Origin of the sequence: Paenibacillus oleatilyticus (assembly GCF_018998565.1) — a bacterium.
Classification (GTDB): Bacteria; Bacillota; Bacilli; order Paenibacillales; family NBRC-103111; genus Paenibacillus_G; species Paenibacillus_G oleatilyticus.
In genome coordinates, this window is record NZ_JAHNZO010000053.1 from 1 (window position 1) to 14,302 (window position 14,302).

13 protein-coding genes are annotated in these 14,302 nt (G+C 46.2%); 3 read left to right on the forward strand and 10 right to left on the reverse strand.

Features of this window, described 5'->3' with window-relative positions:
• Positions 1–375: 375 nt before the first annotated feature.
• The 4 genes from KQX66_RS37680 to KQX66_RS35605 form a co-directional block, all read right to left on the reverse strand.
• The gene (locus KQX66_RS37680; RefSeq protein WP_253957659.1) at positions 376–495 is read right to left on the reverse strand and encodes a putative holin-like toxin; all 120 of its coding nucleotides are present in this window, start codon (positions 493–495) and stop codon (positions 376–378) included.
• 280 nt (positions 496–775) lie between these two features.
• Positions 776–1,237 (reverse strand): AbrB/MazE/SpoVT family DNA-binding domain-containing protein, encoded by a 462-nt coding sequence (locus KQX66_RS35595; RefSeq protein WP_216798267.1) that lies wholly within the window; start codon positions 1,235–1,237, stop codon positions 776–778.
• Between the two features lie 26 nt (positions 1,238–1,263).
• Entirely contained in the window at positions 1,264–1,485 is a 222-nt protein-coding gene (locus KQX66_RS35600) for a Spo0E family sporulation regulatory protein-aspartic acid phosphatase (protein WP_010498098.1), read from the reverse strand.
• A 342-nt stretch (positions 1,486–1,827) separates the two neighbouring features.
• Positions 1,828–3,102, reverse strand: a complete 1,275-nt coding sequence (locus KQX66_RS35605; RefSeq protein WP_216798268.1) for a helix-turn-helix domain-containing protein — start codon at positions 3,100–3,102, stop codon at positions 1,828–1,830.
• 704 nt (positions 3,103–3,806) lie between these two features.
• On the opposite strand from KQX66_RS35605, the gene KQX66_RS35610 reads away from it, so the two are divergent.
• From KQX66_RS35610 to KQX66_RS35620, 3 genes are all read left to right on the forward strand, one after another.
• Positions 3,807–4,898 (forward strand): hypothetical protein, encoded by a 1,092-nt coding sequence (locus KQX66_RS35610; RefSeq protein WP_216798269.1) that lies wholly within the window; start codon positions 3,807–3,809, stop codon positions 4,896–4,898.
• 567 nt (positions 4,899–5,465) lie between these two features.
• Positions 5,466–6,011, forward strand: coding sequence for a DUF4309 domain-containing protein (locus KQX66_RS35615; RefSeq protein ID WP_216798270.1), 546 nt, complete (start codon positions 5,466–5,468; stop codon positions 6,009–6,011).
• 205 nt (positions 6,012–6,216) lie between these two features.
• Positions 6,217–6,852: a stalk domain-containing protein gene (locus KQX66_RS35620; RefSeq protein WP_216798271.1), complete on the forward strand. Its 636-nt coding sequence runs from the start codon at positions 6,217–6,219 to the stop codon at positions 6,850–6,852.
• Positions 6,853–7,016: 164 nt separating this feature from the next.
• Here KQX66_RS35620 and KQX66_RS35625 read toward each other — a convergent pair whose 3' ends face one another.
• The 6 genes from KQX66_RS35625 to KQX66_RS35650 all read right to left on the reverse strand — a co-directional run bounded on the left by KQX66_RS35625 (position 7,017) and on the right by KQX66_RS35650 (position 14,294).
• A complete protein-coding gene (locus KQX66_RS35625) occupies positions 7,017–7,526 on the reverse strand; it encodes a general stress protein (protein ID WP_216798272.1) in 510 nt (169 codons plus the stop codon).
• A gap of 199 nt (positions 7,527–7,725) precedes the next feature.
• Positions 7,726–9,837 (reverse strand): hypothetical protein, encoded by a 2,112-nt coding sequence (locus KQX66_RS35630; RefSeq protein ID WP_216798273.1) that lies wholly within the window; start codon positions 9,835–9,837, stop codon positions 7,726–7,728.
• Between the two features lie 45 nt (positions 9,838–9,882).
• Positions 9,883–11,268, reverse strand: a complete 1,386-nt coding sequence (locus KQX66_RS35635; protein ID WP_216798274.1) for an ABC transporter substrate-binding protein — start codon at positions 11,266–11,268, stop codon at positions 9,883–9,885.
• 29 nt (positions 11,269–11,297) lie between these two features.
• The gene (locus KQX66_RS35640) at positions 11,298–12,431 is read right to left on the reverse strand and encodes an efflux RND transporter periplasmic adaptor subunit (protein ID WP_216798275.1); all 1,134 of its coding nucleotides are present in this window, start codon (positions 12,429–12,431) and stop codon (positions 11,298–11,300) included.
• A 42-nt stretch (positions 12,432–12,473) separates the two neighbouring features.
• Entirely contained in the window at positions 12,474–13,331 is an 858-nt protein-coding gene (locus KQX66_RS35645) for a carbohydrate ABC transporter permease (protein ID WP_216798276.1), read from the reverse strand.
• Between the two features lie 54 nt (positions 13,332–13,385).
• The gene (locus KQX66_RS35650) at positions 13,386–14,294 is read right to left on the reverse strand and encodes a carbohydrate ABC transporter permease (protein ID WP_216798277.1); all 909 of its coding nucleotides are present in this window, start codon (positions 14,292–14,294) and stop codon (positions 13,386–13,388) included.
• Between the last annotated feature and the right edge of the window lie 8 nt (positions 14,295–14,302).

Here is a 14,302-nt window from a genome sequence, read left to right on the forward strand (position 1 = left end):
TCGGAACGTTTCCCAGTATACAAGAGGCGCTTTTTTTGTTCAAAGCTCAAATTACTTCATTACAGGAATGGCTCCTCTCTACTTCTTATCATCAATTTATATGGATCAACTGTTCAGTTTAATATTCAGTTTAGTGTTTAGAAAAGTATTCAGTTTAATGCACAGAAATATATTCAAAAGGTATTGTCAATACCATAAAACAGGAGTAGAATAAAGTTAAGCGTAAATAAATTTATTTACATTTTCTTGACTGGAATATACAAAAAAGAGAGCCGTCATAAAGACGACTCCCACACAATAGCCGCTTTTAAAGGCGGTTGGCTTGGAACATAGGGATTAAGCATTGAAATGACCGCTACCTTTGCCGAGGGCGGTCTATTTCTTTTTGTTTTGGATAAGAGCGACGATGATGTTAACTATCAGTGCGAGCAGCGCAATAAGCAGCATCCCGAAGCCGATCATTAAATTCAGCGTGTCCTTAACCTCCACAGGCATCACCTCCCTTCCGAGAGGTTTACCGACCACCAATAAAGCCAAATCTATTGTGATTGGATTATTGTACCATAAGATAGAATGAATGAATAGATTTTGAGATTCATAATCAAATACCAATGAAATATGTGTTTTATGCCATATTCAAAGTGATCGAACCTTTCAACAAAAATGGATTTCAAGTAACTTCATATTCAAATTTAAAAGGAGGATGAAAATCTATCCCCCTATAATTTCCTATATGAACTTTGGAAAATTTCCGGTGGTTAAAAAGCTAGAATTACTATGATTTTACATGTTGCTTAATCAACTTACTGACCCATGCTGGAGAACATCCCAAGATTTTGGCTAACTCTTTTTGTGATGCTTCAGGGTTTTCCTTCATCACTTGATGTAGCCGATCCAATGCTTTTTTCCTTCTTGGAACATTGTCTTTCTTGTTTCTCTCACTTGCCCGTTCACGTTCTACCCGCGCCAAGAAAACTTGAAGTGCCGGAAGGCTTTGAATACAGGACATACAAATATAAAATTTTTTAAAGTAAATGGTTTGTTTCTCACTCAAGCAAAACAAACATTCTTTGCCATGATATCTATAAACCAAAATCGCCTCTCTCTTGTCATCACAGAAATATTCTGTCTTAACGTTGGTATCAAGATTCAATGCACGCCTAAGCTCTATAGGAATTATAATTCTTCCTACATTGTCGACCACTCTAACAATTCCGGTTCTTCTATCCTCTTGCATAAACACACCTCAAACCATAACGACTTCTAGCTCGCACACCGCATTTTTCGAATTTGAGCAATTAAAACGTATGCATCTAATTGTTGGCTCAGTTGGACCATATATTCACTCGTTAAGCTTTCGCCTTGCCGTACTGCCTCTTCCATTTGGTTTAGGATGATTTTCATTGCGTTTTGTAACGCTTGATCATTTAAATGATCAATTTTATGCTGTGCGGGAGCCTCCTCTCCAGTCACTTGTTGCGTCATGTAAATTTCTCCTTTTACCATTTGATTTACTGATTTGAGTATACTTCGCTGTATGGCAATTTTTGTTTTTAGGTAATTGTTGATACAGGAAATAAATACAAAAAACCCGAACACTAGGTCCGGGCGTTTTATCAGCACTATATGAAACTAAATGAACGTTCAAACTAACTTCAAGTATTCGTTAATAACCGGGTGTGACGTCCACGTTTTGGTAATAAACATCATGGTACGGAGCAGGAGGAAAATTATGAACAGTTCCAATAAAAAGGAAAGACAGAACTGCCAACAAGACGAGCTTCTTCATATCACTCACCTCCAAATTAATGGTTTAATTTGGCATCATTAATATATATTATACACCTCTTTCAGCATACGTACATACTGTAAATCCAATTGTTTATTTGATTTCAAAAAATAGGTGAAAATTTGATTCATGCACGCCTCTCTCTCTTTAATTTCATTAATTTTCCCAAAAGCATTCATGCTATGAACAAAGCTTTGTATCCCCTCATATATCAACCCAGTTTCGAGCTGATAGGACCCTTTTTGACGGTAATACACTCCAATACCATAGTATGTATGCGGATCTTCGTGATTGTCAGGCGGCAAAAATTCTTGTTCTTTTTCAAGCAATTCCGCAATCGATTTCATATCTTTTGTTTGCAGATAAATTTCAATAAGCTCGGTTGCAATGCTTATTTTGTATTTGCTGCTTAGTTCATTCATGTAGCTTCGCAGCAGTGGAGTGGCAATATCATATTCCCCTTTTCTTGCTTTGGTTATTGCCCGTGTAATATTAGCAGCTTCGGCAACAAAATCGTACTCAAACCGTTCAAATACGTCCAAATATCTTTCCACCATATCATAATGCTTTAATTGAGAGTATGAATTAATCATGGCTAGATAAGCTCTTGCTTTTAGCTCAGTGTCTCGATTTTCTAAACTTATGCCTTCACTGCAAAGTTTAATACATTCCTCGTGTTTTTTTAAAGCGAAAGCTTGGAGTCCCATTCTAATGTAATATGTTATTTTTTCTTCATGTGACAAGAAATCAGTGTATTTTAATATCTCTTTCCCGTCGAAAAACGACTCCTCCATTTGTTTTAAATCAAGTCGTATGATTAAATACTTCTGGAATAATCCTTTTGCTAAGTATGGCATTGTGCCGTGCCATCTCGAATATTGAATAATAACCTCAAATAGTGTTACCTTAAGGGAATTATCCTTCATCGCTTGTGTAAAATTAAACAATCGTTCTAAAGAAACTTCCGTCTCCTTGTTAGGAGATTCAAGTAAACGTAACGCTACCTTGGGTACAAGGCTACCAGTTTCCTCACAGGTAATAACGTCAGCAAGAATTTCAAACAAAGTATCAATTCGGTTTTCATTTTCAATGTAGCCTTCGATGACTTGGAAATATGGAACGAGTAGTACCGGGGAAATCGCCTTCACTGTCTTGTATTCTGGATGTTTCGTTTCTCCAATTTCAATCTTATGAAGAACTCCTCTGCTAACCCCTGTAAGTTCTTCAAGCTCTGCGTATGTCAAACTTTTCTCTTTTCTAAGTTGGAAGATGAAATCTGCGATGGTGTTATTCTGATGCTTAATATCCACCATAATACATACCTTCCCTTTAACTAAAATTTTACACTGGTTAATTATAACAAAGTATGCTCTAGCTTACAATTTATTGATTCTTACAAAATCTCCGTAATTCTTACACGAAACACAACTATTCGATAAACTTCTCCAAAATTAGACCGTTGTTTGGTAATATATGTATTTACTTGTACATTTAGAGGAAACTCTCGAATCAAAAATAGCCAGTTATTCCCATCCCATATTTTGTACCATTGTGATAAATTATGTTTGAGTAATGAGGCCGCGACAAATTGTTCAACTGTTAACATCTGTAGCCTCTGCCGTACCCATTTTTCCTTCAATTGGTAACACATTTGCCGAGTCGCATCAAGAACCAAACATAATTTCAAAACAAGAAGTGAAAAAAGGTTCCTGATAAGGAGGTGGTGCAGCTCAGCCAACTAGGGTGAACAACATGGGACAATAGCATTATTTCGGAAATTTTTTTCCTGTGCAACCTTTTTAACCCAACTTACGTTAATATGCTTGAAACTCCAAAATATTGAAATATTGATCAAAGTTGGAGGGGCAAAGGGGTGCAATAACCCCACAAAGGTAAGTACGAATATTGCTATCAAAAAAAATTTTCACCATGAGTTACATTGGAACAGCTCCTTCAGGTGTATTCGCAAAAGACTCATTTTCAGCAAATTAATCTTAATCTATCGGAGGCGTTATCAATGGTATTTAAAAAGACTTTAAGCTCTATTTTAACAGCTACAATGATCTGTGTCTCAGTCGTAGTTCCCGCAGCTAATGCCGAACCCGTTGATAACACTAAAATTACCGTTGAATCTTACAGCATTGAAACTTTATCGGATACTAAAAATGCTGAAGGATTGTATGTTCCTACAGGATACAAAAACGTCAATGCAATAACTGAAATTACTGATGTGGGCGGAGAAATCAAAACGAAGGTGAGTGTTGTTGAGGACTATTTTGACCAAACCAATTCCTTTAAGAACTCTGTTATCAAACACGAGGAATACTTTAACAATTGGGATTCAGGAGAAGCTACATTTATTAAACAATCAGAAACTTCAAATACTCCACATGTCCAACAAAAGGTAGGGCTTGCCACAAAGAAAACAGAAAAATTCGTCCAAGTAAACTTGTCGAATGATGAAAAAACTAAAATTAAGAAGGAAATTGAAGGTTATGTAGCTAAACTCCCCGAGGCTGCTCCACAGAAAGCACAGGGTTTGAAGAAGGCTGATCTTGAAAAATTAAAAAATGATCCTGAAGCAAAAAAAGCATTTGCTGCGCTGAGTACCGCCGCTTCTATTGAAATGGCCGGAGCATATGATAATTATTATAATCATGATACAAGTACAGGATGGTTCCGTGTACAAACACTAGGCGCAACAGGTCATATGTACTTAAGATATGAAGGTTCCACTTATGGAAGTTCTAAAAATGCAAATTCTATGACTCAATTTAAGACTGCAATTAATGGTTACGATACTTACATTAATCAATACATGGAAGCACCCAAATGGCCAGAAGTAGTTGGTTGGGGATCGACAATTATGGGACTTATTACAATTGTTGCCGGCTATGGTTCAGGACCAGCAGGTTGGATTACAATAACACTATATTATGGCGGTGCTCTGTCCACATTTGCTGGATTAACGTCCACAGTTTATGCAACTGTTTCTCGATTGGATTTGAGTAGAGTGGCAGCACAATACTGTGAAAATGCAAGAGTGATGAATTTCAACGGTGGGGCATACTGGGAAAATACCACATTCAGCGTCGTTAATGGATTTTAAAAATAATTAATAAGCGCGTCAACTCGACGCGCTTACTCTACTTTTTAGAAAAGGAGGGATAAACATAAAGAACAGTAAGTTACGTTGGGCTTGGATTATTCCACAAATATTTTTGACCTTATTGGATATCGCTCTTTTTATGTTCATATTTATAAAATGGGAAGAGCTCCAAGGTGTAAGAATTATGTACCTCATTATTTCATTTTTGCTATCAGGGGTAATCATTCTGGGAGTTGTCACCATAAGAAAGTGGATAATCCAAGGGAAAATGTAATGTTGGCGGTCGCCCCTGTAACCACAACGAATTAACGAAGTTCCAATTTTAGCCCCGAGCGGCAATTTTGATTTCGTGGAACAATGCAAAAAACGGCTCTTGTTCGCATCTGCGGCGGAAGCCGTTTTTTGTCGGCTCTGCAAATAGCATCAAAGCTTTGTTAACCTAAGCTTATGCTATCCCGCTTCTACAAATAAGGCTATATTAAATTTAAATGTTGATTTATATCAAAAGGAAACCGTCCCATGAAAAAGGACGGTTGATTGTTTATACAATTATGGAGGTGGCTTATTGTGGGAGTAAGGATGTTCATATTGATAGCGTTCATGTGGGTATTGATTGGTTGTAACGCACAAAACGATTCGAGGGAGCACAACGATAAATTAAAATCTCAGTCGATAGTAGCTTTAAAAGAAGCGGCAATTAAGGGTCAAATGAAAGGTATGGAAGTCCCGTTAAAATCTACTTACTCAAAAGTTGTTGAAGTGTATGGGGAGCCTAAAGGAATCTCGAATGAAGAGTGCTGGACGTATTCGTTTGGTCATTCCAAAAGTGAGGCGGACTTTTATTTTAGTCATGATTCGTGTGGCGAAGATCATAATGTTCTAAAACCGGAAACAATCCTTAACAAAATTTCAGTTCCTGTTGAGTCTCTTCAAATCCAGATGACGGCAGAGGACGTAAAGCTCGCATTAGGAAAACCCGACAAAGAATATTGGAATGAAGCATATGATGGCTATTATCTTATATATGACTTAGATCAATACCATTTGGTGTTTTTTGCAAAGGAGAAGACCGATCCTATAAATATCAGCCGGGTGCAGGTAATCACCAGCTAATGAAAGGAATGAAATAAACATTCAACGACCCTAGATTTGATTACCCTCATGGATGAAACTGAGACTCCATGAGTTTTTTGTTTTTTATTTTGTTCAAGTAAATGAGCATAACTTAAGTAACCTGATAACATAAAGGTTTCTGGGTTTTAGCTAACAATATTCCCGTAGTTTGTGACTCAATCAAACATTTATGGAGGGATTATTTATGAAAAGATCAATTGTATTTGTGGTTATTGCACTTTTACTGTTTGCTTATCCAACCGTATATGCATCAGAATTTATTAAAGCATACCTTTTCCCGGTACAGCTTGAATTAAACGGTCAAATAAAACCACTTCCCCAAGAGTATCAAATATTGAATGTAAATGGTCATGCTTATGTGCCCGTTCGTTATGTATCTGAATCCATGGGGCTAGGCATTAAGTATGATGACAAAAATCAAGTTATCTCCATTGCCAGTGATCCAAAAGAAGCAGATGAATTGACGAGATTTATTTGGAAAATTCAATATAAATTGGATTACCGTCTGTCTCAATCAGATTTAAAAAAGTTACTCGAAAGAAACCCACAAGTTGTTAAGAAAAATAACGAAGGCGGGGAACATTGGCGTTTTGACGTAAAGGCAGCAAGCGATTACCGTTATGCAAGTATCGAACAAGTTGACGAAGCTGGATTATTAGAAGGAAAAGTTGGTGCTCAGTTATTCTTAACTTGGGATTCAAACGGAAAGTTAGCTAAAATAAACTTGTGGTATACTAAACTTAACGGAGAAAAACAACCGCAAATACATGTGTTTAATGCCTTTCCAGATGGAACCACGACAGATAGTATTTACGAATAATTACAATTAATTTCGAAATATAGCCCCCTCACGGATTAATTCCATGAGGTTTTTTTGCTTTCTTAGGATAATGCCCTTGTTTACCCAAGCACGCTTCATCCGGCTTAAAAAGCCGTTATACTCCGAACCTGTCCGCAAAGATGCGTCTCACGCCCTCTTACCGATCAGCGCAGTCTGCGGGCGCCGGCCTCGGCACCGTAATCCGCGTCGTAGGTGCCGAAATTCCTCGAGTTATTGGCGCGGAACGTATCGTACACCTCGTTGTCACGCTCGGCGCGGGAATCCACGAGTACAAGAATGTTCCCTTCTTTCACGTAATCGTTATAACGCTCCGCTTCGTCCTCGGGAATGCCCATACCGATCAGGCCGCCCACAATTCCGCCCGCTCCTGCGCCTACGCCGGTCAGTGTCGCAGCAATCGGGCCTGCAGCGATAATCGGCCCGACACCCAGGACGGCCGGTGCGCCAATTCCCACCAGCAATCCGGCGATCCCGCCTATTATGCCGCCGGTCACCGCCCTTGCGGCGGTACCTGGCGCTTTGGATCCCGTCTGGTCTGTTACGGCCGACACATCCTCCTTGTTCTTGGCCACTACAGAAATATCATCGGCCTGGTAGCCTTGTCGCTTCAAGCCTTCGATCACCCGGATCGCTTCCTGCTCGGTATGAAACACGCCTACTTTTGTCGCTTTTCATGGTCATTAGCGAGCCGCTAGAACGGCCCGGCTTCGTCTGCGAAACGGAGCGAACGGAACGGTTCACGCCATGCCCTGCGACCTTGCCCGTCCGCTCAACGTCTCAAGTAACTTCCACTACACTGCTTCTTACCCGGCAGGCGGACAACCACCCGGGATGACAAGCGCTGCGGCTTTGCTATTTCGTCCAATCCCTGGTCATGCTGCCGAGCAGCCTCCGGTAACCGGGTAAAAATTCCTCATAAACGTTCAAGGTATATTTCGAGGTGTCCATGGAGAGAAACTTGCTGTCTATCGTCCACTTTTCGGTCTCCGAGCCAAGGGACCAGCCGGCCATACCGGCTTCCTCCGGTTCCAGCGCATAAGCTTTCTCATGAAGCTTTTCCCCCTGCCCATCCAGAAGCTCGACGACCACGCGCCGTTTCTTCATTTCCGAAACGACGCTCAAATCTTTCTGCAGCGTGTAGTCGAAGGAAAAGTTGATCTCAAAGAAGCCTCGCTTATCGTTGAAGTTCCAGTAAGGCCTATCCTTCGCACTGATTGTCAGCGTATAGGGATGCATAGCCAGCTCATCCAGCTTGTCGCTCGGCTTGAGGTCTTTCTCCGGCAGTTGGAAGACGGTCGCCTGCAGAAAGGAGTCGGGTTTTTCCGACGGGCCGGATAGTTTGCCGCCGGTAACGGCCAGCCCCAGCATTAGCTTCAATCCTTGAAGATCGGCTCCTTTGGGCAGCACGGTCCATGCCATAAGGGACGCTCTCCCTTGGGGAACCACCCTTTGGCCGGTGACCTCAACCTCGGCCGGATATACGGTTCCGTCCGCCGTCAGCAATTGTGCTACCCACTTGGCCACGGGGGTGTAGCGCTTATCTGCGTTCACCGCATCCACCCGGACCGCTATTAATTGCCCGGCGGCGCTTTCGTACGATATCGGCGCCATCGCCGTATAGGCCCATTGTCCGCCAATCCCGGACATGTCGGTTGGCTGGCCCACGCCCAGTTCCTTGGCAGAAGCAGCCGGTTGCTTGCTCCACTCCGTCCGGTGGACGGCCCGGGTCTTACCGTCCGATTCGATTTGTTCCTGAAGAACGATATCCCAGGAACGGACCATTTCCTCGTGATCCACATTCGCTTGCAGGAACAGCCGGCTCGATTGTCCGGGCTGAAGCAGCCCGAGCGCATCCGCCGGCACGACCTGCGCCGTCCATTCCTTCGTATCGTCTGCCCGGAACGTCCCGCCCAGCCGGGGAACGGGCACGGCCGCTTTAGAAATATTGGTTAGCGTAATGGCAGCCGTAATCAAATCCCGGTCGTCCCACTGCCAACGCTCCAAAGAATCCAGAGCAGCGTTGAACCGGCCTTCCTTCGCCGTGATCGTTCTGGCGGCCCCGGCCTCCGCATGGATTGCGTCTGCCGAAACCGGCAAATATGCGGCGGGAACATGAATTTTTGTAGTTTTGTCCGCTGCGGGCAGTGCGCGCGTGATCACTAATCCGGCATTTGACGTATCGCTTTCGGCCGGCAATACAGCGTTCAGAATGAAGGAAATCTCCGTTCCCGGATCAACGACCAGCCCTTCCGGCTTCCGGTCCGGGGTCATGGAGTATACGCGCTTCTCCGACGTTTGCAGCCAAAAGCTCCATTCCGGAAGCATGACAGGGACGGTAAGGTCATTCCGAAACGTCGTAGTCCACGTAGCTTCCTTATTCTTGCCCAAGCTCCGCCATGCCACGTCGGATACGGAGCCTTGAAGCGCAGCGTTCCTTGCATGAACTTCAACCTCCGGTCCTTCCGGAGAGACAGCAGCGTCAGATAACGCTACCGAGCCGAGGGGGACCGTAAGGGAAGCCGCGTTGAAATCCCATCGGCCCGCTTCCAGCAAAAGTCCGCCAGCCTCGATGCCGTTGGCGACGACACCGTAAAGCCGGTACACCCCGACTGTCCCGGAAGGAACGATCTTCCGGTCCATATCCTCCGGCAGCAGCTTGAAGTTCAGAACATTGCCGGAACGGGTCTTGACTACGAAGTAATAGTCGTCCAACAGGATGTCCGCGCTGCCGTTGTTGCGGATGGTCAATTCGAACGAGCATACGGTCGATTCGTCATGTCTGAACAGCCGGGTATGACCGACTTCCAGAACCTGCTCCGCCCCAAGCCCGATCCGGAGGCCACCGCCCTCCAGGGCGGGAGCCGTCCCCGGTTTATCTGCGGCCACCGGCGGAATGGAAACCATCCCCGCCGAAAGCGCCACAACCGCTGCCAGTCCAAGCTTAGCCCATAACGTCCATTTCATAGCTATCTCCACCTTTTTCTTCTCTTCCGGCTCTGCTGCTGATCTCTACTCGTTCAAATAGGTGGTAATCCGATTTTGGATCATTTTTGCGGCATCTTTTGCGGTTTTCGCCTTCTTGAAGAACGACTCTGCTTCTTCCTTCACGATCTTCATCACGTTCGGATCTCCTGCGGCATATTTGTCGGCTTTCTCTACGAGGCGCAGGACCGCTTCCAACTGCTTATCGTCAACGTTCGGCGACGGAGTGGAACCGCCAGGTCCCTGCATCTTGATTTTGCCGCTTGCAAGATGATCGATCGATTGCCTCAGCTGTGCTTCCAAAGAAGCCTTGTGAATTGCAAATCCTACCATGCCAGGCGCGGATTGGACGTTTTTCGACAGAAGAAAGGAAAGGAATTTCCAGGCTTCCGCTTTATTTTTCGACTTTTCGTTGATACCGAACATCAGATCGGAAGAAAGGGAAATGCCTCCGCCATTGCCACCGTCCGATGGGGTGCTGTATACGTTTCCTTTGCCCCCATACATGATTTGAGGCATGAACAGCAGCTGCAGGGGCATTTGCAGGCTCATCGATTTAAAAACGTCTTTGTCTTCTTCCGACATGTCGGCCTGTTCCAGAATCAGCCCTTTGTCGTACATATCGCTGATCTGCTCCAGCAAATTCGTAAATTCCGGTGTATCGAACATCGCTTTTTTTCCTGCTACGAGTTTGCCGTACTGGCTTTTCACAATATCCTCAATCAACTCCGCCTTCGGTTTACCCGTCCAAACCGACGTCGCGCTTCCTCCCGACTGCACGGCTTGCCGGCCAATGTCCAGCATATCGTTCCATGTCCACTTGGCATCGTCAATTTTGATTCCCTTGGCATCAAGCAGCGGCGAGTTGCCCCAAGTCATGTTCATCTTGAAATGGATGGGGAGCGCATAGCTTTTCCCTTCGATTTTTAGAGCATCGATGACACCCGTGTAATAATCCGATGCTTGGAAGCTGCTGTCTTGTTTGATTAACTCGTCCAGATTGGCGAGCAGCTTTTTGTCGGCATATTTGGCGTAAGGGAGATTTTCCAAGGCAATCAGATCGGCTCCCTTGCCGGACATCAGCTCCGCATTGACGCTGGTTCGGTATTTTTCCAGGTCGGCCTCGTTCGTTTTTTGTGCGCCAGGGTTTATGACGACCTTGCCCTCGCTCTCGGGAACAGCCATATAAGCGCGAATGTCGATATCGATGCCGGGGTTCGCTTCTTCGAACTGCCGTTCCGCCTCCTGCAGGAAACGATCTTTCTTCAAAACGGAGACGGATACGATCGTTTTGCCGTCCTTTGCCGGCGGGGAGGCATTCGACTCCGCGGGCTTGGTATTGCTGCTGCATGCGCTTAAAGGCATTGTGAGCAGAATCGAAGATAACACGACGTTCGTCCAACTTTTTTTCATTTCGATCTCTCCTTCATCGGCTTGGATTTTTAATTCAACCGAACCTGGTCGCCGTCACTGATCGGCTCGCTCGATTCGGTAACAATCTTTTCATCCGGCATGATCAATCCAGTCAATATCGCATTCGTTTGATCCGAATCCTCGGTGTGGACATACTTTTTGCGGGCACGAAACTCGTTGCCAAGCGGGCGCTTCGATTCTTCGATCGTGAAGATGTACTCGCCCTTCGAATCCGTCTTGACGGCCGATTTCGGCACCAGCAGCCGGGGCGACCCTACGTTTTTGACCAAACGGAATTCCGCCTGCTCACCGCCGGTCAGCTTGGGGTCATCGATAGTTATAGTGACCTGCTTCATGCCCGAGGCTCCTCCGCTCTGAGTTTGGCCTCTTCCCGATTCGGCCTGCTCGATGGCGGCTACTTTGCCCTTCACGAGGCGGGGAACGGTTTCTTTGATTCGCAGGTCTACGGTCTCGCCGGTGACAAGGCGGCTGGCGGCGTCTGCGTCCACGCTCGCTTTCAGTTCCCAGCCTTGGGACAGATCGGCGAGTTGCACGATCGCTCTGCCTTGGGGAGCGGGGAGGCCTTCGTCGGCTTGGAGCTCGTCGATCAGCCCGTCAAACGGCGCAGTCAAGGTGCTCTTATTCGAGAGGTCCTTACGGATCCCGTCAATCTTGCGCGCCTGAATGGATAAATCCAGCTTCAGAGCGGTGATCTGCCGCTTGATCTCTTCCATTTTGGACGCTTCGCCCCCGATCCCGGTAAGCTTCAGAGCCTCTTGCAGTTTATCCAGCTCCAACTGCTGCTTGGCAAGCCGGTCCTGTTCGTCGGCCATATTTTTTTGTGCGGACGAGTTATCAAAGACGACCATGGCCTCTCCTTTTTTCACGAAATCACCTTCCTTCACCCGCACCTCCTTCGCCACCCACCCCGTCTGATCGTACAAAGACACGATCCGTTTCGGACGAATGGCGCCTTCCCCTTCGATTTCATGCGAAAGCTGGTTCATCACAGGCTTTTCGACAGACACTTTAGGAAGTGTCATTTTCTGGTATGTATTGGAGAAGAAGGTGAGCAGGAGCAGGGAGCCTGTAAATAATCCTGCCGCCATTCGAATCGTCCGTTTCCGTTTGGCACGGACCTGTTCGTCCGCGATTTCTATCATGGGTAAACCTCCTTGCATGTTGGCAAGCTCCCCGGGAACGCATCAGCCTTTGATTCCTGTCAATTGAATGCCTTGAATGAGCTCGTTCTCCCCGTGCAAAAACAGAAACAAGATCGGGACCATGTATAGAGAAGCCGCAGCAAACGCCACACCCCGGTCGCCTTCATTCACGTGGGAGAGAAAAACCGACAACGGCTGCTTGAACGTATCGTGCAAAAACAACAGCGGCTGCTCCACCATGTTCCAGTTGTCGACGAAGACGAGAATTTGCATGGCAGCGATACCGGGCATGGACATGGGAACGATCACGCGGGTAAAAATCGTTACATGTCCGGCTCCCTCGACTTTGGCGGCTTCGACGTAAGCCCCCGGGATATGGGACATAAACTGGCGGAGCAGGAAAACGCCGAACGCCGCGAAGATGCCGGGAAGGATGATTGCCGAATAGGTATTCAAGAGTCCCAGCATATCCATCGCGATAAAATTAGGGACTAGCGTCACCTGGAAGGGCAGCAGCATGGTGATGATGTAGAGAAAAAAAAGCGCGTCTTTGCCACGGAAATGCAGCTTGGTGAAGGCGTAGGCTGCCATTGCCGCTACGAGGGTCTGCCCTGCAACGATGGGAACCGTCAATAGGACGGAGTTCCAGAACATTTCCAGAAACTGCGGCTTGTCAAGTAAAATATGTTTGAATTGGGCGAGTGTAACCTGGTCCGGTATCCACTTCAAATTGGCGTAATCGCCCTCTTTGGCCTCTTTTCCTACGGCGTCATAATTAACTGCGATCTCCTCTTCCGTCATAGAGGAGTTGGTGATCGTGACGACAAAGGGCGTCAGCATAAGAAGTGCGATACCTATTAGCACCGCTGTGAGCAAACCTTTTTTTGCTGCCAGAAGCATGGGATCACCTCCTACAAGTTTTCCTTTAGGAAAACTACTTCGTAAGCATCTCGGCTATTCGATGGCATGCCGGAACCGCCTGTCCGCTTGAAACAGCACAACGACTAAAGCGATGATCCCCACCGCCATAATATAGGCAGCTGACGTCAGCTTCTGGTAATCCAGCGACAGGAACATGTTGTTCATGTAGTGCTGAAGCATGTAGATGCTGTCATGGGGATATTCACCCGACATCAGGTACGTTTCCCGGAATACCTTGAACGACCCTACGACGGACATGACGGTGACGAAAAACAAGGTCGGAATCAAATACCTCAGGGTAATGCCGAAAAACTGCCTGAGCTTGCCCGCACCGTCGATGCTTGCCGTCTCATAATAGTCCTGCGGGATCGTCTGAAGCCCGGTCAGCAGCAGAACGATGTTATAGCCTGCATTCTTCCATACGTACATTAGGATAATGACGCCCCGGGCCTGATCGCTTTCCATCCAGTGGACCGGCGCACGTCCGGCGGCAACGAGCAGGCTGTTCAACCACCCATAGGTATCGAATAGGACCTGCCAGAACAGCACGACCGAGGCTACCGGCACGACAAGCGGCAAAACGGAGGCGGTTCGAAACCATCTGCGGAGCGGGAGGGGCCGGTTGAGCAGCACGGCGACCGACAGGGAGACGACGAGCAGAAGCGGCACGCCGATTCCGGCAAAGCTTAAGGTGTTGACGGCCGCCTTGCGGAACGATTCACTGTTCCATACCTCCACATAGTTGTCCGCTCCCACGAATGTTCCGTCCACCGGACTATCCATCACGGAAAAGTAAATTCCTCCGACAAACGGAATCAGGTAAAACAGAGCCAAGCCGACGAGACTAGGCGCCAAAAAGAGCAGCGCAGCCGGTCCGTCCCTGCCCGACCGGGCGAATCGCCGGAAGAGAGACGGCCTTTTCCGACGCGTTGGCTGAAGCATTTGCAGTC

Bases quoted from the DNA above. Each gene is read 5' to 3' on its own strand.
- KQX66_RS37680 (WP_253957659.1), bottom strand. From the start codon at position 495: ATGCCTGTGGAGGTTAAGGACACGCTGAATTTAATGATCGGCTTCGGG.
- KQX66_RS35595 (WP_216798267.1), bottom strand. From the start codon at position 1,237: ATGCAAGAGGATAGAAGAACCGGAATTGTTAGAGTGGTCGACAATGTA.
- KQX66_RS35600 (WP_010498098.1), bottom strand. From the start codon at position 1,485: ATGACGCAACAAGTGACTGGAGAGGAGGCTCCCGCACAGCATAAAATT.
- KQX66_RS35605 (WP_216798268.1), bottom strand. From the start codon at position 3,102: ATGGTGGATATTAAGCATCAGAATAACACCATCGCAGATTTCATCTTC.
- KQX66_RS35610 (WP_216798269.1), top strand. From the start codon at position 3,807: ATGGTATTTAAAAAGACTTTAAGCTCTATTTTAACAGCTACAATGATC.
- KQX66_RS35620 (WP_216798271.1), top strand. From the start codon at position 6,217: ATGAAAAGATCAATTGTATTTGTGGTTATTGCACTTTTACTGTTTGCT.
- KQX66_RS35630 (WP_216798273.1), bottom strand. From the start codon at position 9,837: ATGAAATGGACGTTATGGGCTAAGCTTGGACTGGCAGCGGTTGTGGCG.
- KQX66_RS35635 (WP_216798274.1), bottom strand. From the start codon at position 11,268: ATGAAAAAAAGTTGGACGAACGTCGTGTTATCTTCGATTCTGCTCACA.
- KQX66_RS35640 (WP_216798275.1), bottom strand. From the start codon at position 12,431: ATGATAGAAATCGCGGACGAACAGGTCCGTGCCAAACGGAAACGGACG.
- KQX66_RS35645 (WP_216798276.1), bottom strand. From the start codon at position 13,331: ATGCTTCTGGCAGCAAAAAAAGGTTTGCTCACAGCGGTGCTAATAGGT.
- KQX66_RS35650 (WP_216798277.1), bottom strand. From the start codon at position 14,294: ATGCTTCAGCCAACGCGTCGGAAAAGGCCGTCTCTCTTCCGGCGATTC.